Source organism: Bacillus spizizenii TU-B-10, assembly GCF_000227465.1.
Classification (GTDB): Bacteria; Bacillota; Bacilli; order Bacillales; family Bacillaceae; genus Bacillus; species Bacillus spizizenii.
The window spans coordinates 1,221,884-1,245,023 of the sequence record NC_016047.1 but is presented as its reverse complement, the minus strand read 5'-3'; the positions used below and the strand labels follow the sequence as shown (position 1 = coordinate 1,245,023).

General features: G+C 42.7%; 24 protein-coding genes and 1 pseudogene. 17 read left to right on the top strand and 8 right to left on the bottom strand.

Going from position 1 to position 23,140, the window contains the following annotated elements:
• Positions 1 to 257: 257 nt before the first annotated feature.
• Positions 258 to 1,247, bottom strand: coding sequence for an NTD biosynthesis operon transcriptional regulator NtdR (ntdR, locus tag GYO_RS28125; protein ID WP_014113295.1), 990 nt, complete (start codon positions 1,245 to 1,247; stop codon positions 258 to 260).
• 104 nt (positions 1,248 to 1,351) lie between these two features.
• Between ntdR and ntdA the strand changes: the two genes are divergently transcribed.
• From ntdA to GYO_RS28100, 5 genes are all read left to right on the top strand, one after another.
• On the top strand, positions 1,352 to 2,677 hold the full coding sequence (ntdA, locus tag GYO_RS28120) for a 3-dehydro-glucose-6-phosphate--glutamate transaminase (protein WP_014113294.1): 1,326 nt from the start codon (positions 1,352 to 1,354) through the stop codon (positions 2,675 to 2,677).
• The gene (ntdB, locus tag GYO_RS28115) at positions 2,649 to 3,494 is read left to right on the top strand and encodes a kanosamine-6-phosphate phosphatase (RefSeq protein ID WP_014113293.1); all 846 of its coding nucleotides are present in this window, start codon (positions 2,649 to 2,651) and stop codon (positions 3,492 to 3,494) included. Before ntdA ends, ntdB begins: the two co-directional genes overlap by 29 nt.
• Before the next feature lie 16 nt (positions 3,495 to 3,510).
• Positions 3,511 to 4,563 carry a glucose-6-phosphate 3-dehydrogenase NdtC gene (gene ntdC / locus GYO_RS28110; protein ID WP_014113292.1) on the top strand — a complete coding sequence of 351 codons (1,053 nt, stop codon included), beginning with the start codon at positions 3,511 to 3,513 and terminating at the stop codon, positions 4,561 to 4,563.
• A 71-nt stretch (positions 4,564 to 4,634) separates the two neighbouring features.
• Positions 4,635 to 5,855, top strand: a complete 1,221-nt coding sequence (gene glcP, locus GYO_RS28105) for a glucose/mannose transporter GlcP (RefSeq protein WP_014113291.1) — start codon at positions 4,635 to 4,637, stop codon at positions 5,853 to 5,855.
• A 791-nt stretch (positions 5,856 to 6,646) separates the two neighbouring features.
• The gene (locus GYO_RS28100) at positions 6,647 to 6,844 is read left to right on the top strand and encodes a hypothetical protein (protein ID WP_014113290.1); all 198 of its coding nucleotides are present in this window, start codon (positions 6,647 to 6,649) and stop codon (positions 6,842 to 6,844) included.
• A 26-nt stretch (positions 6,845 to 6,870) separates the two neighbouring features.
• Here GYO_RS28100 and GYO_RS28095 read toward each other — a convergent pair whose 3' ends face one another.
• From GYO_RS28095 to GYO_RS28080, 4 genes are all read right to left on the bottom strand, one after another.
• Complete coding sequence (locus tag GYO_RS28095; protein WP_014113289.1) at positions 6,871 to 7,398, bottom strand: MarR family transcriptional regulator; 528 nt, start codon at positions 7,396 to 7,398, stop codon at positions 6,871 to 6,873.
• Positions 7,399 to 7,474: 76 nt separating this feature from the next.
• Complete coding sequence (locus GYO_RS28090; protein WP_080010120.1) at positions 7,475 to 8,974, bottom strand: monooxygenase; 1,500 nt, start codon at positions 8,972 to 8,974, stop codon at positions 7,475 to 7,477.
• Between the two features lie 175 nt (positions 8,975 to 9,149).
• A complete protein-coding gene (lepB, locus tag GYO_RS28085) occupies positions 9,150 to 9,656 on the bottom strand; it encodes a signal peptidase I (RefSeq protein WP_014113287.1) in 507 nt (168 codons plus the stop codon).
• A 1-nt stretch (position 9,657) separates the two neighbouring features.
• On the bottom strand, positions 9,658 to 10,281 hold the full coding sequence (locus tag GYO_RS28080) for a TVP38/TMEM64 family protein (RefSeq protein WP_014113286.1): 624 nt from the start codon (positions 10,279 to 10,281) through the stop codon (positions 9,658 to 9,660).
• Positions 10,282 to 10,434: 153 nt separating this feature from the next.
• Here GYO_RS28080 and GYO_RS28075 point away from each other — a divergent pair, with 153 nt between their 5' ends.
• From GYO_RS28075 to GYO_RS28065, 3 genes are all read left to right on the top strand, one after another.
• Positions 10,435 to 10,797 carry a YhjD family protein gene (locus tag GYO_RS28075; protein ID WP_014113285.1) on the top strand — a complete coding sequence of 121 codons (363 nt, stop codon included), beginning with the start codon at positions 10,435 to 10,437 and terminating at the stop codon, positions 10,795 to 10,797.
• Positions 10,798 to 11,021: 224 nt separating this feature from the next.
• The gene (locus GYO_RS28070; RefSeq protein WP_014113284.1) at positions 11,022 to 11,222 is read left to right on the top strand and encodes a DUF3311 domain-containing protein; all 201 of its coding nucleotides are present in this window, start codon (positions 11,022 to 11,024) and stop codon (positions 11,220 to 11,222) included.
• The gene (locus GYO_RS28065; RefSeq protein WP_014113283.1) at positions 11,219 to 12,688 is read left to right on the top strand and encodes a sodium:solute symporter family protein; all 1,470 of its coding nucleotides are present in this window, start codon (positions 11,219 to 11,221) and stop codon (positions 12,686 to 12,688) included. Before GYO_RS28070 ends, GYO_RS28065 begins: the two co-directional genes overlap by 4 nt.
• A 42-nt stretch (positions 12,689 to 12,730) precedes the next feature.
• Here GYO_RS28065 and GYO_RS28060 read toward each other — a convergent pair whose 3' ends face one another.
• Positions 12,731 to 13,000, bottom strand: a complete 270-nt coding sequence (locus GYO_RS28060) for an excalibur calcium-binding domain-containing protein (RefSeq protein WP_014113282.1) — start codon at positions 12,998 to 13,000, stop codon at positions 12,731 to 12,733.
• Positions 13,001 to 13,217: 217 nt separating this feature from the next.
• Here GYO_RS28060 and GYO_RS28055 point away from each other — a divergent pair, with 217 nt between their 5' ends.
• On the top strand, positions 13,218 to 14,117 hold the full coding sequence (locus GYO_RS28055) for an SDR family oxidoreductase (RefSeq protein ID WP_014113280.1): 900 nt from the start codon (positions 13,218 to 13,220) through the stop codon (positions 14,115 to 14,117).
• 45 nt (positions 14,118 to 14,162) lie between these two features.
• Here GYO_RS28055 and comK read toward each other — a convergent pair whose 3' ends face one another.
• Positions 14,163 to 14,741: a competence transcription factor ComK gene (gene comK / locus GYO_RS28050; RefSeq protein WP_014113279.1), complete on the bottom strand. Its 579-nt coding sequence runs from the start codon at positions 14,739 to 14,741 to the stop codon at positions 14,163 to 14,165.
• 292 nt (positions 14,742 to 15,033) lie between these two features.
• On the opposite strand from comK, the gene GYO_RS28045 reads away from it, so the two are divergent.
• A complete protein-coding gene (locus GYO_RS28045; protein WP_014113278.1) occupies positions 15,034 to 15,267 on the top strand; it encodes an IDEAL domain-containing protein in 234 nt (77 codons plus the stop codon).
• 26 nt (positions 15,268 to 15,293) lie between these two features.
• On the opposite strand, the gene GYO_RS28040 is transcribed toward GYO_RS28045, so the two are convergent.
• Positions 15,294 to 16,151 (bottom strand): SDR family oxidoreductase, encoded by an 858-nt coding sequence (locus GYO_RS28040; protein WP_014113277.1) that lies wholly within the window; start codon positions 16,149 to 16,151, stop codon positions 15,294 to 15,296.
• Positions 16,152 to 16,262: 111 nt separating this feature from the next.
• On the opposite strand from GYO_RS28040, the gene GYO_RS28035 reads away from it, so the two are divergent.
• The 7 genes and pseudogenes from GYO_RS28035 (at position 16,263) to phoE (ending at position 23,122) form a co-directional block, all read left to right on the top strand.
• Positions 16,263 to 17,792 carry an FAD-dependent oxidoreductase gene (locus GYO_RS28035; protein ID WP_014113276.1) on the top strand — a complete coding sequence of 510 codons (1,530 nt, stop codon included), beginning with the start codon at positions 16,263 to 16,265 and terminating at the stop codon, positions 17,790 to 17,792.
• 54 nt (positions 17,793 to 17,846) lie between these two features.
• Positions 17,847 to 18,425 (top strand): annotated as a pseudogene (locus tag GYO_RS44310) (protoglobin domain-containing protein); the annotation flags it as partial.
• 288 nt (positions 18,426 to 18,713) lie between these two features.
• Positions 18,714 to 19,229 carry a methyl-accepting chemotaxis protein gene (locus tag GYO_RS44305; RefSeq protein ID WP_371864110.1) on the top strand — a complete coding sequence of 172 codons (516 nt, stop codon included), beginning with the start codon at positions 18,714 to 18,716 and terminating at the stop codon, positions 19,227 to 19,229.
• Positions 19,230 to 19,363: 134 nt separating this feature from the next.
• The gene (locus GYO_RS28025) at positions 19,364 to 19,924 is read left to right on the top strand and encodes a biotin transporter BioY (protein WP_014113274.1); all 561 of its coding nucleotides are present in this window, start codon (positions 19,364 to 19,366) and stop codon (positions 19,922 to 19,924) included.
• 4 nt (positions 19,925 to 19,928) lie between these two features.
• Complete coding sequence (locus GYO_RS28020; RefSeq protein ID WP_014113273.1) at positions 19,929 to 21,374, top strand: acyl-CoA synthetase; 1,446 nt, start codon at positions 19,929 to 19,931, stop codon at positions 21,372 to 21,374.
• 1 nt (position 21,375) lies between these two features.
• Positions 21,376 to 22,470 carry an acetyl-CoA C-acyltransferase gene (locus tag GYO_RS28015; protein WP_014113272.1) on the top strand — a complete coding sequence of 365 codons (1,095 nt, stop codon included), beginning with the start codon at positions 21,376 to 21,378 and terminating at the stop codon, positions 22,468 to 22,470.
• 70 nt (positions 22,471 to 22,540) lie between these two features.
• Positions 22,541 to 23,122, top strand: coding sequence for a phosphatase PhoE (gene phoE, locus GYO_RS28010; RefSeq protein ID WP_014113271.1), 582 nt, complete (start codon positions 22,541 to 22,543; stop codon positions 23,120 to 23,122).
• Positions 23,123 to 23,140 lie beyond the last annotated feature (18 nt).

Here is a 23,140-nt window from a genome sequence, read left to right as displayed (position 1 = left end):
TGGTTTTTTTATTGTATATGTCTGCTCATCCGCATTGCTGCACAAAATTTGTTTGATAAGAAAATGGATCAGATTTGAAGTGATACTACCAGAGGGCGAAAATGAAAGGCGTAGAAATAATTGACGACTTTGGTATAGGAGCATTTATGAGAATTTCAAAAAACAGGTTTCCTGATTGAAAAAGAGGTTAAATATGAATAACCTCTTTTTCTATAAAAAGATATAAAATGATAAGGAAGTGAAAAGAAAATCTATAGTTAAGTTGATTCTCTTATAATAAGACTTGTTGGCAGTTTAATAATGTTTCTGTTTAAAGAAGTGTTACCCGAAATATACTCGATTATTTTCAACACAGCCTGTTGACCTAATTCTATTATGGGAATATCAATTGTTGTTATGGTCGGAGTCACTACTTGGCAAATCAGTTGGTTGTCAAAACCAATGACAGCTAAGTCTTCTGGAACATGAAAGCCATTTTTTATCGCCTGTTTAATAATCCCTGCGGCGACTTGATCATTCCCTGTAAATATTGCTGAGGGTCTGTCCTTTAGATCCTTTATCTTATGAAAAACACGAAAACCATCCTCGATATTAAACATTTCGCCGAATATCCATTCGTTTCTATGATGTAAATTGTAATCTTGTAAAGCTTTCAAATAACCCTCTTTCCTCTGACATTGAGCTTCGCTATATGGAGTATCAAAACAAAACCCAATTTTTTTATGCCCTCTTTCAATTAAATGTACTACCCCCATGTATGCGGCTTCAAATTCATCATACCCAATTATCGTGATGTCCGCTGAGTGATGATATTCATTACATAATAAGATAGGACCATACTTTAAAAAAGGGGATATCTGATCCCATTCATTTTCTAAAGTTCCAAGAATAATACCATCCACTTCTTTATGTTTCAATAACTCTAATAATTCTAGCTCTGTCTGTTTGTCATAAAAGGTTTGAAATACAATTACCTTGTAATTCTTAGACAGTGCTTCATGAGAGACCCCTTTTATTAATTGAGCAAAAAATGGATGGTCGATACTCGGAACAGATAAAGCTATCGTTTGTGTCTTATTTCTCCTAAAATTCCGAGCTAAATAATTGGGAGTGTAGTCAAGTTCGTTAATAGCCTTTAAGATCATATCTCTTTTTTCTTTCGACACATAAGGATGATTATTCAATACTCTTGATACTGTGGTTTTAGACACGTTGCATAATCTTGCTATTTCATCAATTGTAGGCATATTTTCCCTTCCTCAAAAAAGTTATTGACATGTTATCGGTTTCAGAAATTAGGATAAATTTGTATCAAATTTTCCAGATTATAAAATCATTGGAGGTACTGTTCATGCAAAAACAGGTTAGAGTTTCAGGTAAAAGCAAAGAAAACACGTTACTCCTAAAACACTTAAAAGGTGACGTGCAAGGAAAAGAACTTGTTATTGAAGACAGTATTGCAAACGAGCGATGGAAACAAGTATTAAAAGAAAATACAGATATTGAAAACGACCTTTTCAACTACCAAAAAAATCGTGAAATCAGTAAAGTCCCTTTTATGCCTGTAGACAGATTAATAACCAATGATGAAGTGGATGATATCTTAAATACATTAACGAAAGTTTTGCCAACTGGAAAATTTACTAGTGGTTCCTATTTAGAGCAATTCGAAAAAGTTTTATCTACATATTTACATAAAAGGTATGTAATTGCAACTAGCAGTGGAACGGATGCAATTATGATAGGATTATTGGCTTTAGGGTTAAACCGAGGGGATGAAGTTATCATGCCAGCTAATAGCTTTTCAGCTACTGAAAATGCTGTGTTAGCTTTGGGAGGCGTTCCTATCTATGTAGATATTAACCCACAAACATTCTGCATCGATCCTAACAAAATCGAGGAAGCAATAACTCCTTATACAAAGTTTATTCTACCTGTGCATTTATACGGAAAACATTCAGAAATGAAGCATATCCGTCAAATAGCAAATCGTTATCAATTGAAAGTAATTGAGGATGCTTGCCAAGGAATTGGACTGACAGACTTAGGAAAGCATGCAGACATAACTACATTAAGTTTTAATCCATATAAGAATTTTGGTGTATGTGGTAAGGCTGGGGCAATAGCAACTGATAATGAAGAACTCGCTAAAAAATGCATACAATTTAGTTATCATGGTTTTGAAGTAAATGTGAAAAATAAGAAAGTCATCAATTTTGGATTTAATTCAAAAATGGACAATTTACAGGCAGCAATTGGTTTAGAGAGAATGAAGTATCTTTCATTAAACAACTTCAAAAGACTATTCTTGGCGGATAGATACATTACTCAATTAGCAGAATTACAGAATAAAGGCCTTATTGAATTACCAGAATTAAGTGAAGATCATGTGTGGCATCTGTTTCCTATTAAGGTAAGAACAGAAGATAGGACAGATATCATGACTAAATTAAATGAAGAGTTTGGTGTTCAAACAGATGTATATTATCCAATACTGTCTCATATGCAAAAAACTCCTTTAGTACAGGACAAGTATACAAAACTCCAATTGGTTCATACGGAAAAGGCTCATAGTCAGGTACTGCATTTGCCTTTATATCCGTCATTTACTTTAGAAGAACAAGACAGGGTAATGGAGGGACTGTTTCATGTTATTAAGCAAGAAGTCGGAGTATAAAACGTTATCCAAGGTTGAACATCCTAAGTATATTGTTTTTTGTGATTTTGATGAAACGTATTTTCCGCATACAATCGACGAACAAAAACAACAAGACATTTATGAACTCGAAGACTATCTAGAACAAAAAAGTAAAGATGGGGAACTACTCATCGGATGGGTTACTGGGAGTAGTATAGAATCTATTCTCGATAAAATGGAACGAGGAAAATTTAGATATTTCCCGCATTTTATAGCTAGTGATCTTGGAACTGAAATTACGTACTTTTCAGAGCATAACTTCGGACAGCAAGATAATGAGTGGAACAGTCGTATAAATGAAGAGTTTAGTAAAGAAAAGATTGAAATACTTGTGAAACAGTTACATGAACATCATAACATTCTTTTGAATCCCCAAACTCAATTAGGAAAGTCACGGTATAAGCATAATTTTTATTATCAGGAACAAGATGAAATAAACGACAAGAAAAACCTATTAGCAATTGAAAAGATCTGCGAGGAATACGGAGTTTCAGTTAATATAAATCGCTGTAATCCCTTAGCAGGTGATCCAGAAGACAGCTATGATGTAGATTTTATACCTATCGGAACAGGAAAGAATGAAATTGTAAAGTTTATGTTAGAGAAACACAACCTAAATACCGAAAAAGCTATCGCATTTGGAGATAGCGGAAATGATGTTCGTATGTTACAGGCAGTAGGGAATGGATATCTACTAAAAAATGCAACACAAGAAGCCAAAAACTTGCACCCACTGATAACTGATAATGAGTACTCAAAAGGAATTACCAATACCTTAAAAAAATTAATTGGATAATCAGGAGGAAATAGATATGAAGAAGATTGGTATCATAGGTGCAGGTGGTATTGCAAGAGCGCATGCAACTGCTTTATCTACAATAAAAAATGCAGAGTTAGTTGGGGTGTATGACATCAATCAACAAAATGCGGAAAGCTTTGTGAAAACTTTCGGTGGAAAGACATATGAAAATGTAGATGAACTAATTGATGTCTCAGAAGGTGTAATTGTAGCATCACCAAACTTTTGCCATAAAGAACATGCTTTGCAAGCATTAGCAAAACATAAGCATGTATTGTGTGAAAAGCCTATGGCTATTTCTCTTGAGGAAGCAAGCATAATGAAAGATACTGCTGAAAGGTTAGGCGTAAGAGCTAGTATGGGATTTAATTATAGATATTTGTCTTACGTAAATATCTTAAAAAGCTTAATTATCAATAATGAACTAGGTAACATATTGTCCATAAAAGCACACTTCAAGAAAAATAGTGCAATTAGACGTAAGAAGTTTACTTGGAGAGATGACGCTAATAGTAAGAAGACTAGCGGGTCATTGGGGGATCTGGGTATTCACCTCATCGACATGGTATGGTATTTGTTTGAGAGTGATTTCATCACAGAATCAGTAAGGGCAAAGATGAACACAAATGTAAAAACAAAAGAGGATAAACAGGTACTTGTAGATGACTATGCTGAAATTTATGGCCAACTGAAGAACAAGGTATTTGTAAATATCATCACATCAAAATGTTCTGTACCTGAAGACTGTGGTTTTAGCATTGAGGTAGTAGGACACAAAAAAGAGTTTAAATACCATACAGGCAATCCTCACGTTTACAAGCTCATAGATGGCTTGAACGTGGTAGACTGCCCAGTGCCGCAAAGCCTATTAAGCGATCCGCCAAACGAATTTTATGGTTGGGCTGATTCTTTTAGAAGCGAGTTAATCAATTGGATTGCATCAACTCAGAAAGATTGGGTTGAGATCCCTTCTTTTAACGATGGTTTTAGATCTCAGGAAGTATTAGAAATGTTCTTTGAGAAAGATAGCAACTCTCAAACAATGTCTGTTTTAGCAGTCAACTAGTATTTCGAAGAGATAAGTTACTGAAAAAGCAGGAATTTATTTTCCTGCTTTTTCATATAGGGGTGTAATGAATGTTAAGAGGAACATATTTATTTGGATATGCTTTCTTTTTTACAGTAGGTATAATCCATATATCAACAGGGAGTTTGACACCATTTCTATTAGAGTCTTTTAACAAGACAACAGATGATATTTCGGTCATCATTTTCTTTCAATTTACCGGATTCCTAAGCGGAGTATTAATCGCACCGTTAATGATTAAGAAATACAGTCACTTTAGGACACTTACTTTAGCTTTGACAATAATGCTTGTAGCGTTAAGTATCTTTTTTCTAACTAAGGATTGGTATTATATTGTTGTAATGGCTTTTCTCTTAGGATATGGAGCAGGTACATTAGAAACGACAGTTGGTTCCTTTGTTATTGCTAATTTCGAAAGTAATGCAGAAAAAATGAGTAAGTTGGAAGTCCTCTTTGGATTAGGCGCTTTAACTTTCCCATTATTAATTAATTCCTTCATCAATATCAATAACTGGTTTTTACCGTATTACTGCATATTCACCTTTTTGTTTGTCCTATTAGGAGGATGGTTAATTTTCTTATCCAAGAACCGAAAGTACGCTAAGAAGGCTAACCAGCAAGTGACCTTGCCAAATGTAGGAGCATTCCAATACTTTATAGGAGATAGAAAAAAATCAAAGCAATTAGGTTTTTTTGTATTTTTCGCTTTCCTATATGCTGGTATTGAAACAAATTTCGCCAACTTTTTACCTTCAATCATGATAAACCAAGACAATGAACAAATCAGTCTTATCAGTGTCTCCTTTTTCTGGGTAGGGATCATCATAGGAAGAATACTGATTGGTTTAGTAAGCAGAAGGCTTGATTTTTCTAAGTACCTCCTATTTAGTTGCAGTTGTTTAATTGTTTTATTGATCGCCTTCTCTTATATAAGTAACCCAATACTTCAATTGGGTGGCACATTTTTAATTGGTCTAAGTATAGCGGGCATATTTCCCATTGCTTTAACACTAGCATCTATCATTATTCAGAAGTACGTTGACGAAGTTACAAGTTTATTTATAGCTTCGGCAAGTTTCGGAGGAGCAATCATCTCTTTCTTAATTGGATGGAGTTTAAATCATGATACGATCTTATTAACCATGGGAATATTTACAACTATGGCAGTCATTCTAGTAGGTATTTCTGTAAAGATTAGGAGAACTAAAACAGAAGACCCCATTTCACTTGAAAGCACAGCTTCAAAAACACATGTAAATGAAAGATATTAATAGACATATCGTAAGTAAGAAGAGGACTTAATGTCCTCTTTTTACTTTTCAAATAAAAATAAAACAAATGAATGAATTGAGGTAAATACATGTACAAATTTATATATATAGAAGATACATTGAGTGAAAAAGATCAGTGGTTCCGATTATGAGAAAGTAAAATTACAAGTTACTTGGGTATTCTAGAGATCTCTGACCAATTTCAGAATAGGTTGATTCATAACGTATTGTTGGATGGTACGGCATCTCTGCAGAAGATATTGGCAAGTTAACAACAGACTTAGCTGAGAAATGACAGGGTCTATTAAGTGAGGGTACGAAAATTCTTACGCGTGAAAATGAAACATATATTACATTTGTTGATTCTATGGGAGTATTAGCCGAAATAGAAAGTGGGACATTCCCCAAGAGGAAATAAAAGGACTAAACGGGTGGCTTGCTACAGAAGATCTTTCCTTGTTTATATGGAGAAAACAGTGTTTTAGCAAGGGAGATAGTAGATGATAGAAGTGATTATGATTCTTTACTGTCCGAGAACTTTGTTCACTTGAGTTATCGAAAAGGTGATCAAGGTAATTTATTTGTAAAAGAGGGATTAACAATTCAACAGAAAAGGTGGTTAACAAAGCATACAAAGAATTAGCAGAGTTATCAGAAAACGTATCTGTAAAAAAATAATTCTAAAATTCCCTCGAAATATTTTGAGAGCATCAAAAGCCAAAGAGCAAATTTTGAGATGAACCGAAGATGCATGTAAACTAAAGGGAAATCCTAAAATTAATAGGGGCGATATGATGAAAAAGATTATTAAAGGAAGTTTGCTGCGCGACAATCCCGAGAAGGCAATGCACTTATATTATGGAATATGTTTAGGAATCTGGCTGATTTATAATTTGGTGACATCCGGCTCCCCTGGACTGCCGCTTATGATTTTAGCCGGAGGAAATCTGATTTACGTTACAATCTTGAAAAAGAAAGAAGAAACGTGAAAAACACGCACCTCAGTGCGTGTTTTTTATTTAAAAACGTTGTGAAGACCCTCTTCCATTTCTTCAGATGACGGATACCACTTTGTCACCAGATCCCGAAACAGCCGTTCCGCAAAAAGAATCTCTTCCTCTGTATATCGGTCAAAAAATGACAGAAAACGCTGTTCGACCTTCTGGTGATAATATTTGTGCAAACTGTGCAGTTTTTTTCCCGCCGGCGTCAATCGGAAGTAGACCTCCTTTTTGTTATCGCTGAGCTGTGTTCTGTGAAGGAAGCCTGCGCCGAGCAACTTTGTGCTGATGCGCGATACAGTCGCTTTTGTCGTATTCATTTTTTCTGCAATAGACGTGACATTGATTGGTTCATTGTCCCCAACACAAGAAAGAACATGAATTTCTGTCATCGACAATTGAGATTTACTTCCGTGCTCGGCATCCAGCTTCTTCAATTCGTCAGACAAAAAGGCTTTAATGAGCCCCTCCCACTTCTCCTGCTGATGAATGAGCTCCGCATATAATTCAAAAATATTGCGTTTCGTATGATCTGTATTCATCGGGTTTTCCATCCTTTTTCATTCGATTGTTTCTTCTATCATACCGTTTTGTTACAGATGAAACAATCGAATTGAGCTACACCCGGCTGGCAACGGAAATCCAGCGGCTGACCCCTGCTTGAATCACTTCGGCACAATCGGGCTCCGATGCCCCCACTGCCCAGGCAACATGTCCATCAGGGCGAATCAAAATCGTATGCACGTCCCGCAACTTTTCATTAGGTTCTGCAAGCGAGGCGTTTACCGTACGTAAGCCTTTTAATCGACTATGATCACAAGCCTCCTGTGTCAGCGATAACAAAACAAATGTCCCGTTATGGAGACAGCTGTACAGCCGTTCCGAACTGCCGTCGGAAAGAATCAGCTCCATATCAGGAAGCCTTGACCCGTTCAAACGATGCGGCGGCATGTTAGGATCAGCTTCATACCTGACATCGAGCGCAGAAATTTGTCCCGCTACATATCGATTCACTTCAGGGAAGGCGAGCAGTTCCGACATCATACTTCGCAAATGGAGGCCTGCTTGATTGAAATCAAACAGCTTTGTTTGTGCCTCTGTGTTCCTCAGGAGCCCTTCAGCAGCTGGGTGCCGTTCCTTATGGTAGCTGTCCAAAAGCCATGAAGGTGCAACGCCCTTGACGGCCGCCGCCAGCTTCCATCCAAGGTTCATTGCATCCTGTAGGCCAACATTCAGCCCTTGGCCGCCCGCTGGAAAATGAATATGCGCCGCATCCCCAGCGAGAAAGATTCTGTCGTCCCGATACCACTTCGCTTGGCGCGCGGCGTTCCCGAACCGCGACATCCAAGAAGGCTCGGTTAAACCGAAGTCAGTTCCGCAAATTCGTGCGAGATCAGCTTTCAGCTCCTCCTCAGTGACAGGCACATCTTTCGGCGTCTGCGTGCGATAAGGGCTGATCACGACGATACGGTATTGGTCCGGAGAGAGTGGAACAATCATGACACCGCCCTCTTTTGTGCAAAGGGACAGCACTCCTGACGGCGGCGGAGAAAGGAGCGCCACATCTCCAAGCGCAGCGGTGACAGTGCTGTCTGTTCCTGGAAACTCAATTCCAGCCTGTTTCCGGACGGTACTTCCTGCTCCATCGGCACCAACGACAAACATGCTCGTGATCGTCCGCAGACTGCCGCCCCGATCCTTAAAAATCGTTTGCGTCTCTGTCCCGTTTTGCGTAACCGACAATGCCTCTGCCCCTCGAAACACCTCTGCTCCCAGGCTTCGCGCATGTTCCTCAAGCAGCTGCTCTGTTTTGGCCTGCGGAAGCAAAAGCGTGTAAGGACAGCTCGTATCCAAGCCTGAAAAATCAAGACGGGTATCCAGCATCGAAAAGTGCCCGGAAGGTATCTTGCTTCCTTTGGATACGAAACGTTCCAACAGCCCTCTCATCTCAAGGAGCTCCAACGTCCGGGGATGGAGGGTCAACGCCTTGGAATGCGGAACAGGCTTTTCAAGGCGCTCAATCACACATGTTTTCACCCCGGCCATCGCAAGCTCGGAAGCCAGCATGAATCCGACCGGCCCTCCCCCTATAATCACTGCTTCTACATTCATCTTAATCACTCCTTTTGTTTCATACAAAACGAACAAAAACCAATAAAATAAACGAAAAACTAAAACCATTTTCATTTTTTGTTACACACGTAACAATTTAAATTATATCCTCTTACAAATTTTTCTTCAACACATTTTTCCAAACCAGCACAAAAAAGACGCCTCTTCAATTGGCGTCTTTTTATTCAGCATCAGAGATAACACCGACAATATTTTTTTCTCTTATCGGACCAAAGTGCCGGCTGTCGAAGCTGTATATGCGATTATCTCCAACAACAAAATATTGTCCTTTCGGCACTTTGCTTGTTCCTGTCACATCTTTCAAGGTAAAATCACCCGTTACATGGCTTCCGGCAGAAACTGATTTCAAATGCTTCAAAAATGGTTCAGCAACCTGCTTTCCGTTCACATACAGCTGATCATCTTTATATTTGATCGATTCACCAGGCAAGCCGATTACCCGCTTAATCAGCACTTTTTGATCAGGGCCTTTAAAAAGGACAATATCAAAACGATGGATGGTTTTAAATCGATGTGAGAATTTATTGACCAACAGTTCGTTTCCTTCCTGAAAGGTCGGGTTCATACTGACGCCTTCTACCTTGTAATCAATAAAGACGGCATTTTTAACCTGAATGGCGAGAACAACGGACACTACACCGGCAAGAAACCAAAACCGTTTTTTCATGTTACTGTCTCCCTCCATCATGCTCACGCTGACTGGCTCTCACATGCAGGTACCGCTCTACCTTTTTGCCGACATACCATAAGATAGTGATCACCAATACAGCAATGACCGTTCGAATCGGCTGTGTAATCAGTGCGTGCAGATCATATCCGATGAAGCTGATCATAAAAATCATGACAAGCTTCCCCGAAGCTGCCGCCAAAATAAACGGCCGCGTTCCGATCCTCGACAAACCGGCAACAACATTCACCGCGGCTGACGGTGTAAACGGAAAACAAAGCAGAAGAAACATGGGACCGAAGCCGTGCCTCTCCACCCATAACATCAGCTTTCTGACCGAAGGATGACTGCGGATAAAACCAAGCAATCTTCTCTGTCCGTATTGACGGACAATCAAAAATACGAGAATAGATCCAGCAGTTGATCCCGCCCAAGACAGGATGAATCCTTCCCACAGACCAAACGAGTTTGTATTTGCCACCACAAACACGATCAGCGGCAAAAACGGGAGAAATGCTTCAATTAAAGGCAGCAGCACAGCAATAAGCGGACCGAAAGCCCTATAGCTTTGAAATAATTCAGTTAAATGTTCTTGTGTGAAATAGGATAAAAAATGCTCCAACATTTATACTCCTTACCGGGTTTGTCTATCCTTATTCTACACATTATCAGCAGAAAACTAAAAAGTTTTGGCGATTTTTTCTGTCTTGAAACATTTCACCAGCCGATATAGAATACAAATAGAACAAACGTTCCCATTAGAAAGAAGGAGTCAGCAATGCCGAATCTGCAGGAGGAAATATACGAATTAATTGAACGGGCTCTCTTTTTGCCCATGGCCATTACGATTTTTAATCGTGATCTCGCCGGAATTGAGCAAAGCACATTAAAATTGAAGCATCCTTATAAACAGCTTATCAGCGAATCATTAAAAATAGCACAAAAGGATTTGATGGAGGTCAGAAAAGAGCTGAGGAAAAGAAAAATTGCGATACACGAGGCGGAACGCGATGAGGCCTTTACGCTTTATGTATTTGTGATCGATGGTTATGAAGAAAAGCACCGCTATTTTAATCCGCGAATTCGGGAGCAGGTCAGCGAATTATTAACATTCTATTTATATGCCCCGGACAGGCCATGAGTCTTTTGAATCATTCTGTACTCTCCCAAGATTGCCCGCTCCCTCTTCGGGCAATTCCAACAATAAATTTCAGACAATTCCCACTATACAAACAAAATAAATTTATTTATAATTCGAACCACAACCTTTCGCCCCAAAAAATGACATGTGCCGCCATATCTGCGACATCATTTTCAGTACGCTTGGGCTTGCACACCCCAATCCTAAAAGAGAAGGAGGATTCTATGAAACTGATTCACGTTCTCGCCGCTTTGCCCTTTATCGGAATTTTACTCGGCATCCCTTTTGCAAATAAAGTGACTCCCTATGTGTTCGGCATGCCGTTTATTCTTGCCTATATCGTGATGTGGGCTCTTTTGACCTCTGCGTTGATGGCGATTGTGTATGTCCTCGATAACGAAAATAAAAAGGAGGAAGCAGAATGAACGCAGCTCTCATCATCATTTTCGGCGTCCTGCTTTTGAGTATTTTTCTCGGCATACGCGCCCAAAAAGGAAAAGATATGAACCTTGAGCAGTGGACGGTCGGAGGCCGCGGCTTCGGAACCGTATTCGTGTTCTTATTGATGGCAGGCGAAATTTATACCACATTTACGTTTCTCGGCGGAAGCGGCTGGGCCTACGGCAAAGGCGGACCGGCCTTTTACATCATCGCCTACGGATGCCTGGCTTACATCCTTTCTTATTGGCTTCTGCCGGCGGTTTGGACGTACGCGAAACAGCATAAGCTGATGTCACAGTCTGATTTTTTCACCAAAAAATATAACAGTCCGCTGCTTGGCGTGCTCGTTTCACTGGTCGGCATCGCCGCGCTCATTCCGTATCTTGTGCTGCAGCTGAAAGGCCTCGGGCTGATTGTATCGGAAACATCGTACGGCAAAATCTCTCCGACCGCCGCCATCTGGATCGGCGCCATTTCGATCACGGTTTACGTTATGGTATCCGGCATTCACGGGTCTGCCTGGATATCGGTTGTGAAAGACATCATGATTTTGGTTGTCGTTCTGTTTTTAGGTGTGTATTTGCCAATTCATTACTACGGCGGATTTCAAGACATGTTTCAGCAGATTGAAACGGCAAAGCCAGGCTTTCTTACGCTTCCCGAAACGGGGCAAAGTGCGGCCTGGTTCAGTTCAACCGTGCTCTTGACAGCACTTGGGTTTTACATGTGGCCTCATACGTTTTCCGCTTCGTATTCAGCCGAAAACCCAAAAGTCTTTCGCAAAAACGCCATCATCATGCCTTTATACCAGCTGGTCCTGCTCTTCGTCCTTTTCGTCGGCTTTGCGGCTATCCTGCAAGTTCCTGGTCTGAAAGGCGCAGACGGGGATCTATCGCTTTTGAGACTGTCACTGCAAACATTTGACCCTTGGTTTGTCGGGATTATCGGTGCCGCCGGACTGCTGACAGCGCTTGTGCCGGGGTCTATGATCTTAATGTCTGCCTCTACGCTGTTTGCTAAAAATGTGTACAAAGTGTTCGCGCCCCGCACGACAGAACAGCAAGTATCGGTGCTTGCTAAGTTTTTAGTGCCGGTGATCGCGCTGGTTTCGGTGTACTTTACCTTCAAGGGCGGGAATACCATCGTTACGCTGTTATTGATGGGCTACAGCCTTGTCACACAATTATTTCCGGCCCTGCTGTTCAGCCTGTTCAAGCATAATATGGTGACGAAGCAGGGAGCCTTTGCCGGCATCATTACAGGTGTCGGAGCGGTTTCTTATATTACATTGACGGAAACGACGATCGGCACTTTATTTCCCGCGCTGCCTCAAGCAGCAAAAGACTTAAATGTCGGCATAGTCGCCCTGCTTTTGAATGTTACGGTCATGGTAGCTGTAAGCTTTGCGACAAGAAAAACGAAAAGTGCTGCGGCTGATCAGGCGGCATAAATCATAAAAAAGCAATCTGGACATCAGATTGCTTTTTCTTGTTTAACGTTCGCAGGCGATATAATCTTTGTCGCGGTCTTTCTTTTTATTGGCATCATAAAGCGCCTTAGAGACATAAGGCTTGTACTTTGTTTTTCCGCCTTTGTTTTTCACCTTCGACGTGCGGGCCACCCCGCCTTTGTATACTTTGTTTAACTCCTTGCAATTCTTATAGACCTTCACCTTTGTTTTGGCTTCCGCCACATGGTCAGATCCATATGAAAAACCGAAAACGAGACCGAGTGACAGCAAAACCGCAGCCGCTTTTTTCATGACGTTACACTCCCCCTTATATCCAATATTTAGTTGATTTATAGCCCGAATTTATCATAATTCATATAATCTTATTTGACAAGATAAATATGGAAGAAGGGTTTGTTTTTTCTTGTTTTCTTTGTCTTTCAGTGTTCAATCTGCCAAAACATGTTTTTCTCTATATGCTCAGGGGTACACATACGAATGTACACCAAACAGAAAAGGAGCGTTGATGATGTCTGATTCAAATCTTAGCAATCCTTTAACAGCATTTTTTCATGATGAATTTCCTGAACAATACCAAGAACCGCCTGGCCTGCAGCAGAACATGAAGCCTGTGCCGGATTGCGGAGAGAAAAGCTACAAAGGATCTGGCAAGCTGACTGGACGAAAAGCGCTTGTCACCGGCGGCGATTCCGGTATCGGCCGCGCTGCCGCGATTGCTTATGCCCGGGAAGGTGCCGATGTAGCCATTAACTACCTGCCTGTGGAACAGCCTGATGCTGAAGAGGTGAAAGAACTGATAGAAGCAGAAGGGCGAAAAGCAGTGCTGATTCCCGGAGACTTGAGTGACGAATCCTTTTGCCAGGATTTAGTCAAACAGGCGCAGGAGGAGCTCGGCGGGCTGGATGTGCTAGCACTGGTTGCCGGCAAACAGCAAGCAGTCGAAAACATCGAAGACCTGCCTACTGAACAAATCTATAAAACATTTGAAGTGAACGTCTTTTCCCTTTACTGGGTTGTAAAAGCGGCACTTCCGTTGTTGCCGGAGGGCGCATCAATTATTACGACCACCTCAGTTGAAGGCTACAATCCAAGCCCGATGCTGTTAGATTACGCAGCAACGAAAAACGCCATTATCGGCTTTACCGTCGGACTAGGAAAACAACTGGCTTCCAAAGGCATCAGAGTAAACTCTGTTGCGCCTGGACCAATCTGGACACCGCTGCAAATTTCCGGTGGACAGCCGACGGAAAATATCCCAAAATTCGGCCAAGGCACCCCGCCCGCTCCATTAAACCGCGCTGGGCAGCCAGTAGAATTGGCAGATGTTTATGTATTCTTAGCTTCAGAGAATTCAAGCTATGTGACATCTCAGGTATATGGCATCACCGGCGGAATTCCGACAGCCTAAAGCAGGAGAAGGAGCTGCCCTGTTTGGTCAGCTCCTTTCTTTTTTCTAATACCGCTCCCCGAGCTCACGCAAAATAAAATCATAAATCATCTTCGTCCGCTCTTCCTTCGGATACAGCATAAATTCCTGCCGTTTTGGCACACGGTGTTCGATTCTGTCTTGGAATTTGGTTCTTAGCCATGCTGTCCGGTATACCTGGTTCTCGAACGAATTGCAGGAGATCGGCAGCTCCATTGTTTTCCCATTCGAAAACGTCACTTCCGTATCGTCGAATTCAGTCGGTTTGAATTCTTTCACATGCACATGGGAAATCCAGCCGCATTGGGGTCTTGTCGAAGAAAGTGTAGGGAATAAAAAGATTTGATTCGAAGGGTCCACCATGATCGGCGGTTTGTGTGAAATTTTTGTCACTTCATAAGTTCCTGCTTTTCTTCCCGCATAGCTTGATCCGAAAAACCGGCAGCTTCTGTCGACAATTTGCAGCGGCTTCATACTGACGTAAAACACGCAGTCTTTTTCAATAATTTTGGAACAAATTTTGCCGTCGATTTCTTCTGGCAGCACGGCAATTGTTGCGCCGCTCACTTCATACGATTCTAAAGGTGCGTCTGTTTTCTGACTCATATTATGACCTCCATCCTTTTTCTGCAAAATTTATACTAATAATCTATCATCTGTTTTTATAAAACGACAGGTTTTTTTAACAAATGAGCTAAAATCATCTTTTAATGATATTTTTTGGTACTAAATTACTAGTAATAACCCGGTTTTACATTCATAAGATCTTCCGTTTTACGGCATTTTGCAGGATATGTCGATAGATTGCCAAGTATTAGTTGTCTAAAAATTATAAAAATTAATTGATTTTTTCGACCGTTATCCATATACTATAAAAAAGGCATTGGGGGGATTCTTTATGAAAGAGAAAAAATCGTACACTGAGCTCATGAAGTCCCGCAACACGCAAAAAACAAAAGAATTTGATGTCACAATGACGGATGTCTACATTCAAATGGTGCTCGATGAATCCTTGTATAAGCGTCGGCTGGCCATGCTGACGGACCAAATCAACAAAGCCTTGGACGAAAAAGATAAAGATGCGTTTCTTACGCTCTCTAAAGAATATGCAACGCTCAAGCAGAGCGAATAAGCCAATCCTCAAGGATTGGCTTTTTATTACCCATTCACAATTGTTCCGCCATTGACGTGAATCGTCTGTCCTGTGACATAGGTGGAATCGTCGCTGGCAAGGTATAAATAGCTTGGCCCCACTTCCACCGGCTGTCCCGGGCGTTCCATCGGCACGTCTGAACCAAACACTTCCACATCCTTTGCCGCAAAGCTGGCCGGGATAAGCGGTGTCCAAATGGGGCCCGGCGCTACTGCATTAACCCGGATGCCCTGCTGAACAAGCGACTGGGAAAGTGACCTTGTAAACGTAACGATCGCACCTTTTGTCGCTGAATAATCGATCAGCGTTTTATTCCCTTTATAGGCGGTAATTGATGCAGTATTAATGATAGAGCTTCCCTTTTTTAAATGAGGAAGCACCGCCTTTGTTAAGTAAAACATGGAGAAAATGTTCGTTTGGAAGGTTCTGACCAGCTGGTGGCTTGTGATTTTTTCAATACTGGGCTGGACATGCTGCTCAGCTGCATTGTTGACCAATATATCAATCGACGGAAACGCTTGGCTTGCCTGCATGACCACATCATTGCAAAACGCTTCATCTCCGATATCTCCTGCAATCAGCAGGCATTTTACCCCTTCCTTTTCTACATACTGCTTTGTCTCCTCAGCGTCCTGATGCTCATTCAAATACACAATGACCACATTAGCCCCTTCTTTTGCGAATAACACCGATACAGCGCGTCCGATCCCGCTGTCTCCTCCAGTAATGATAGCGGTTTTGCCCTCTAATTTTTTCGCTTTCTTCGGCTTATCAAAAACCGGACGGGGATCCATGAGATATTCAAAACCCGGCTGCTGGTTCTGGTGCTGAGGCGGCAATGTTTTCTTTTTTTGATTCGCCAATGAAATCACTCCTTTTCAACCCTATTATGTTATGAACAATCCCTGCCTCCTATGTATGAAAAGATATAATATGGAAAAATTAAGAATAAATCTGATGGGAGGTATCATGGCTTGGCTAATCCATATTTTGCAAAGGAAGCACCTGAAACATACTGGAAAACATCAACTGACCTGCCTTCTTTTCCGGCGCTTCAAGAGGATACTGAATGTGACGTCACCATTATCGGAGGCGGGATTACGGGAATCACAACGGCGTACGAACTCACGAAGAGAGGCTTCCGTGTCGTCTTGATTGAAGCAAATCAGGTTCTCAACGGCACCACTGCCCATACAACCGCTAAAATAACCGCCCAGCATGACATGATATACGATGAATTTATCCGCAATTTTGGTTTGAATCACGCGAGGCTTTATTATGAAGCAAATCAAAACGCAATTGATTACATAAAAGGCATTGTGGATGAACATCAAATTGATTGCGAATGGATCGAACAAGACGCTTATCTTTACACAGCAAAAGAAAATGCTGTACAAAAAATCCGCACTGAGCATGAGGCATACACAAAGCTCGGAATTGAAAGAGACCTTATCAAGGATCTTCCGATTCCCTTAGGTTCTAAGCTGGCGCTTGTCATGAAAAATCAAGCCCAATTTCATCCGCTGCAATACTTAAAGGCGCTTCTGGATCAGATTGTTCAAAAAGGCGGACGGATTTATGAAGAGACCGTTGCGCTTGATATCAAAAAAGGAGAAAGGCCAGAAGTGGTAACAAAAAGCCGGCACTCCATTAAGAGCCGCTTTATCATATGCTGTTCCCACTTCCCTTTTTACGACGGAGGCGGATTATATGCTACGAGAATGTACTCTGACAGATCTTATGTCCTCGCCATCAAGCCGAAGATCGAATATCCCGAGGGCATGTATTTAAGTATCGATCAGCCGTCAGTGGCGCTCCGCTATACGGTTGTAAACGGTGAAAAGCTGGTTCTCTTCAGCGGGGTAAGCCATAAAACAGGCCAGGGAAAAGACATGTCTACACATTATGAAACACTGAGACAGCTGGCCGAAAGCACCATCGGCATCGAAAGCATCCCATATTACTGGTCCACTCAGGATCTCGTGACAATTGACAAAATCCCATTTATCGGGCCGATGTCGGAAAATGAGGACAATATTCTAGTAGCGACCGGGTTCAAAAAATGGGGCATGACGTCATCAGGGGTTGCGGCCACTCTATTGTCAGACCTTGTAGAGAGAAAAGATAATCCATACGAAAGCATATTTACGCCGTCCCGTTTCCATCTGAATCCCGGACTGCAGAAAGTGATCTCATACAATGCCGATGTCGCCAAACATTTTATTAAAGGAAAGCTTGAAAAGCCCGACGTCCAATTTGAAGAGATTGCGCCGGGTGAAGGAAAAGCCGTCACCATTAACGGCAGACGTGCGGGAGCATTCAGAGATGAAACAGGCTGCCTCCATCTCGTCGATACGACGTGCACCCATTTAGGCTGTGAGGTCGAGTGGAACGACGGCGAGCATACGTGGGATTGTCCGTGCCACGGATCACGCTTTAAGCCAACCGGTGAAGTTGTGGAGGGACCGGCCATCAAACCATTAAAACAAATAGATCTCGATTAAACCGTTCATTTTAATGAACGGTTTTTTAAATATTTTTCATCTGCATCTTCATTCATGTTTCTCTTGGCCGATAAAAAAGAAAAAGGCTTAAAAAGCCAAAAAGTGAAAATTATATTTTTCCCAAGGGGGATCATGGTATTGTTATTTAAAAAAGATAGAAAACAAGAAACAGCTTATTTTTCTGAGTCAAACGGACAACAAAAAAACCGCATTCAGCTCACAAACAAACATGCAGATGTCAAAAAACAGCTCAAAATGGTCAGACTAGGAGATGCCGAGCTTTACGTTTTAGAGCAGCTTCAACCGTTAATTCAAGAAAACATCGTATATATCGTCGATGCGTTTTATAAAAACCTTGACCACGAAAGTTCATTGATGGATATCATTAATGATCACAGCTCAGTTGATCGCTTAAAACAAACGTTAAAACGGCATATTCAGGAAATGTTTGCAGGCGTTATCGATGACGAATTCATTGAAAAGCGAAACAGAATTGCCTCCATTCATTTAAGAATCGGCCTCCTGCCAAAATGGTACATGGGCGCGTTTCAAGAACTACTTTTGTCAATGATCAACATTTACGAAACATCCATTACAAATCACCAAGAACTGCTGAAAGCCATCAAAGCGACAACTAAAATTTTGAACTTAGAACAGCAGCTTGTCCTTGAAGCGTTTCAAAGCGAGTACAACCAAACCCGCGATGAACAAGAGGAAAAGAAAAACCTTCTTCATCAGAAAATTCAAGAAACCTCTGGGTCGATTGCAAATCTGTTTTCAGAAACGAGCAGATCTGTTCAAGAGCTTGTGGACAAATCTGAAGGCATTTCCGAAGCGTCCAAAGCCGGCACAGTGACATCCAGCACTGTTGAAGAAAAATCGATCGGCGGGAAAAAAGAGCTTGAAATCCAGCAAAAACAGATGAATAAAATTGACACAAGCCTTGTCCAAATCGAAAAAGAAATGGTCAAGCTGGATGAAATCGCACAGCAAATTGAAAAGATCTTCGGCATTGTCACAGGCATTGCTGAACAAACAAACCTTCTCTCGCTCAATGCTTCGATTGAATCAGCCAGGGCCGGCGAACACGGCAAAGGCTTCGCCGTAGTGGCAAACGAAGTGCGGAAGCTTTCTGAGGATACGAAAAAAACCGTCTCTACCGTGTCTGAGCTTGTGAATAATACGAATACACAAATCAACATCGTATCAAAGCATATCAAAGACGTGAATGGGCTAGTCAGCGAGAGCAAAGAAAAAATGACGCAAATTAACCGCTTATTCGATGAAATTGTCCACAGCATGAAAGTCAGCAAAGAGCAATCAGGCAAAATCGACGTCGATTTGCAGGCCTTTCTTGGGGGTCTTCAGGAAGTCAGCCGCGCTGTTTCTCATGTGGCCGCATCTGTTGATTCGCTTGTCATCCTGACAGAAGAATAAATATCAAAAACCGGTCTGCCAAGCAGCCGGTTTTTTCACGTCTATTATGTTAACTAAAATCAAAAATAAGTTGACATAGTAATAGCCTGCATTTATTGTATAACCATATTTTATTACTGTTTGGAGGATTTCACATGCTTAGATTAATAGACATGATGCATATTGCCATTTTCACTGCGTTGATGGCCGTGTTGGGTTTTATGCCCCCTCTCTTCTTATCCTTTACACCCGTTCCGATTACATTACAAACGCTTGGTGTCATGCTGGCAGGCAGCATCCTCAAGCCTAAGTCTGCTTTCTTAAGCCAGCTTGTCTTTTTGCTGCTCGTCGCCTTCGGAGCGCCGCTTTTGCCCGGCGGACGAGGCGGGTTTGGGGTTTTTTTCGGACCGAGCGCAGGCTTTTTGATCGCTTATCCCTTCGCCTCATGGCTGATCAGTTTAGCTGTTTGCAGACTGCGAAAGGTGACTCCATTGCGTCTCTTTTTCACTCATATTGTATTCGGCATCATCTTTATTTACCTGCTCGGTATACCTGTACAAGCTGTCATGATGGATATTGATTTGTCACAGGCCGCCTTCATGAGCCTTGCATATGTGCCTGGTGATTTGATAAAAGCGGCTGTATCTGCGTTTCTGGCGATAAAAATCACCCAAGCCTTGTCTCTTTCTGATACGAAGTTTACGAAAGGAGGCTAATTTCATGACAATAACTCATACCTATTCATCTATTGCGGAAAAATCGCCCGGCCGTGTGGCGATCCAAACTGAATCGGAGCAAATCACGTACCGGGATTGGGCTCAGCTCGTCTCTCAAACCGCAAATTGGCTGCGGTCGCGGCCGCAGCCGAGCATGTCGAACCGTGTGGCGATCCTGCTCCCGAACAGCCTGGCGTTTTTACAGCTGTTTGCCGGAGCTGCAGCGGCAGGATGCACGGCTGTTCCCATCGACACACGCTGGAGCGCGGCTGAATGCAAGGAGCGTCTGTCCATAAGCGATGCGGATCTTGTGATTACTTCAGCCTTTTTCAAAAACAAACTGACAGATAGCAAGACACATGTTGTTTTGCTGGATCACTGTATGGCAGATATTTCTGAAGCATCCGCCGCTCTCTTGCCTACCATTAATCCCGAGCACCCTTTTTATATGGGATTTACGTCAGGCTCGACAGGAAAACCGAAGGCCTTTACGCGTTCTCACCGCTCTTGGATGGAGAGCTTTACCTGTACGGAAACAGATTTTTCGATTTCATCAGATGATAAGGTTCTGATTCCCGGGACGTTAATGTCCTCTCACTTCCTATATGGGGCTGTCAGCACCTTGTTTCTGGGAGGAACCGTTTGTTTGTTGAAAAAGTTTTCGCCTGTCCAAACGAAGGAATGGCTGAGCCGTGAATCCATCAGCGTTCTCTATACCGTACCGACAATGACAGACGCCCTCACCCGTGTTACGGCCTTTCCCAACAGTCCCATCAAAATCATTTCATCGGGTGCAGACTGGCCGGAAGAATCTAAGAAGAAGCTCGCCGCTACATGGCCCCATCTCAAGCTATACGATTTTTACGGCACATCAGAGCTTAGCTTTGTGACATATTCCACTCCGGAAGATAGCAAACGGAAGCCGCATTCAGCCGGCCGCCCGTTTCACAACGTCCAGATTGAAATCCGCAATGCTGCCGGGGAACGCTGTCAGCCGGGGGAAATCGGAAAAATATTTGTCAAAAGCCCAATGAGGTTTTCCGGCTATGTCAACGGCAGCGCACCACATGAATCCGGGTGGATGACAGTAGATGATATGGGCTGTATCGATGAGGATGGCTTTCTATACATATCAGGAAGAGAAAACGGGATGATCGTATACGGAGGATTAAATATTTTCCCAGAAGAGGTTGAACGTGTGCTTCTCTCCTGTGCAGAGGTTGAAAACGCGGCTGTCGTTGGAATCCCTGACGAGTATTGGGGAGAAATCGCTGTAGCTGTCGTTCACGGAAACACTGATGCCAGAAAGCTGAAAGCCTGGTGCAAACAGAAACTGGCAGCCTACAAAATCCCGAAAAAATGGGTATTTACTGACTCCTTGCCAGAAACGAGCAGCGGAAAAATTGCCCGTTCCAGCGTGAGGAAATGGCTAGAAGAAGGTGCAGTGTAACTTGAATGCGGTTATTGTTGATGCAAAACGAACGATCTTTGGAAAACAAAATGGGCTGCTAAAGCCCTTTCTACCGGAGGATTTGGCGGCTCCCATCATAAGCTGTCTCAGCCGAAAGCTAGGGGATCAAATTGATGAAGTGATTCTCGGAAACGCGACCGGCAGAGGCGGCAACCTCGCTAGGCTGTCAGCTCTGCAAGCCGGACTGCCTTTATCGGTTCCCGGTATGACGATTGACAGACAGTGCGGCTCCGGCCTTGAAGCTGTGCGCTATGCCTGCAGTCTCATTCAAGCCGGAGTCGGCACGATGTATATCGCGGGCGGCTCAGAAAGCAGCAGCCAATCACCTTTTTCAGAACGGGCCCGCTTTTCTCCAAATGCGATCGGTGATCCCGACATGGGCATCGCAGCCGAATATACGGCAGCACGCTATTCCATCAGCAGAAGCATGCAGGATGAATACGCGCTTCTCAGCCATCAACGCAGCAGAAACGCGCATGATGGAGGATTTTACCGTGAAGAAATTGTTCCTCTCGGCGAATTGGAGATGGATGAAGCATTTCTGAAAAAGCGGCCGATAGAAGCGATTATTTCCCGTGCAAAACCGATTTTCGACACCAGCTCCGGAACGGTTACAGCAGCCAACAGCAGCGGCATATCAGACGGAGCGGCCGCTCTCCTTGTAATGGAAGAAGAAAAAGCTGCAGCCCTAGGGCTTAAGCCAGTGCTCCGGTTTATCGGCAGTGCTGTCAGCGGGATTCACCCGAACTATCCGCCCGCGGCGCCGGTTGATGCGATCCGGAAGCTTTTAACTGCACACGATGTAACACCTGATGATATCGATTTATATGAGATCAATGAAGCCTTTGCCGTCAAAATTTGTGTCTGCTCGCAAGAACTCGGCATCCCCTTTTCAAAAATCAATGTGCGCGGCGGCGCATTAGCTCTCGGCCATCCGTACGGCGCATCGGGTGCAGCTCTGGTAACCAGATTGTTTTATGAAACGCAAAGACGGACAGACTGTCAATATGCCGTTGCGGCCATCGGAAGCGGCGGCGGAATCGGACTGGCTTTATTATTTGAAGTTCTTGCATAGGCTTTTTCATAGGATGCGTGCTTTTGATTTAGTATAATAGCGATATGACCAAAGTCAGGAAGGGGATTTTATGACAGCCGTTTGCTTAGTAAGACATGGAGAAACCGATTGGAACCTGCAGCAAAAATGCCAAGGCAAAACCGATATCCCGCTGAACGCGACAGGTGAACGCCAAGCAAGAGAAACCGGAGAATATGTAAAGGATTTCTCTTGGGATATTATTGTGACGAGCCCGCTGAAAAGAGCGAAAAGAACCGCGGAAATCATTAATGAATATCTGCATCTTCCGATTGTCGAGATGGATGATTTTAAGGAACGCGATTACGGAGATGCGGAGGGCATGCTGTTGGAAGAACGGACAAAGCGCTATCCGGATAAAAACTATCCGAATATGGAAACGCTGGAAGAACTCACTGACAGGCTGATGGGCGGTTTGGTAAAAGTGAATCAGGCGTATCCAAACAAAAAGGTGCTGATCGTCGCGCACGGCGCAGCGATTCACGCACTGCTGACGGAAATTTCCGGGGGTGACCCAGAGCTACAAAGCACGCGCCTCGTCAATGCCTGCCTCAGCAACATTGAATTCGCAGAAGAGAAATGGCGGATTAAAGACTATAATATTAACAGCCACTTATCCGGCTTTATCAAATAAGAAAAAGACAGGCGAAAC

What these genes read in the sequence shown, in the direction of transcription:
- ntdR (WP_014113295.1), bottom strand. Translation starts at nt 1,247, where the DNA reads ATGCCTACAATTGATGAAATAGCAAGATTATGCAACGTGTCTAAAACC.
- ntdA (WP_014113294.1), top strand. Translation starts at nt 1,352, where the DNA reads ATGCAAAAACAGGTTAGAGTTTCAGGTAAAAGCAAAGAAAACACGTTA.
- ntdB (WP_014113293.1), top strand. Translation starts at nt 2,649, where the DNA reads ATGTTATTAAGCAAGAAGTCGGAGTATAAAACGTTATCCAAGGTTGAA.
- ntdC (WP_014113292.1), top strand. Translation starts at nt 3,511, where the DNA reads ATGAAGAAGATTGGTATCATAGGTGCAGGTGGTATTGCAAGAGCGCAT.
- glcP (WP_014113291.1), top strand. Translation starts at nt 4,635, where the DNA reads ATGTTAAGAGGAACATATTTATTTGGATATGCTTTCTTTTTTACAGTA.
- GYO_RS28100 (WP_014113290.1), top strand. Translation starts at nt 6,647, where the DNA reads ATGATGAAAAAGATTATTAAAGGAAGTTTGCTGCGCGACAATCCCGAG.
- GYO_RS28095 (WP_014113289.1), bottom strand. Translation starts at nt 7,398, where the DNA reads ATGAATACAGATCATACGAAACGCAATATTTTTGAATTATATGCGGAG.
- lepB (WP_014113287.1), bottom strand. Translation starts at nt 9,656, where the DNA reads ATGAAAAAACGGTTTTGGTTTCTTGCCGGTGTAGTGTCCGTTGTTCTC.
- GYO_RS28080 (WP_014113286.1), bottom strand. Translation starts at nt 10,281, where the DNA reads ATGTTGGAGCATTTTTTATCCTATTTCACACAAGAACATTTAACTGAA.
- GYO_RS28075 (WP_014113285.1), top strand. Translation starts at nt 10,435, where the DNA reads ATGCCGAATCTGCAGGAGGAAATATACGAATTAATTGAACGGGCTCTC.
- GYO_RS28070 (WP_014113284.1), top strand. Translation starts at nt 11,022, where the DNA reads ATGAAACTGATTCACGTTCTCGCCGCTTTGCCCTTTATCGGAATTTTA.
- GYO_RS28065 (WP_014113283.1), top strand. Translation starts at nt 11,219, where the DNA reads ATGAACGCAGCTCTCATCATCATTTTCGGCGTCCTGCTTTTGAGTATT.
- GYO_RS28060 (WP_014113282.1), bottom strand. Translation starts at nt 13,000, where the DNA reads ATGAAAAAAGCGGCTGCGGTTTTGCTGTCACTCGGTCTCGTTTTCGGT.
- GYO_RS28055 (WP_014113280.1), top strand. Translation starts at nt 13,218, where the DNA reads ATGTCTGATTCAAATCTTAGCAATCCTTTAACAGCATTTTTTCATGAT.
- comK (WP_014113279.1), bottom strand. Translation starts at nt 14,741, where the DNA reads ATGAGTCAGAAAACAGACGCACCTTTAGAATCGTATGAAGTGAGCGGC.
- GYO_RS28045 (WP_014113278.1), top strand. Translation starts at nt 15,034, where the DNA reads ATGAAAGAGAAAAAATCGTACACTGAGCTCATGAAGTCCCGCAACACG.
- GYO_RS44305 (WP_371864110.1), top strand. Translation starts at nt 18,714, where the DNA reads ATGAATAAAATTGACACAAGCCTTGTCCAAATCGAAAAAGAAATGGTC.
- GYO_RS28025 (WP_014113274.1), top strand. Translation starts at nt 19,364, where the DNA reads ATGCTTAGATTAATAGACATGATGCATATTGCCATTTTCACTGCGTTG.
- GYO_RS28020 (WP_014113273.1), top strand. Translation starts at nt 19,929, where the DNA reads ATGACAATAACTCATACCTATTCATCTATTGCGGAAAAATCGCCCGGC.
- phoE (WP_014113271.1), top strand. Translation starts at nt 22,541, where the DNA reads ATGACAGCCGTTTGCTTAGTAAGACATGGAGAAACCGATTGGAACCTG.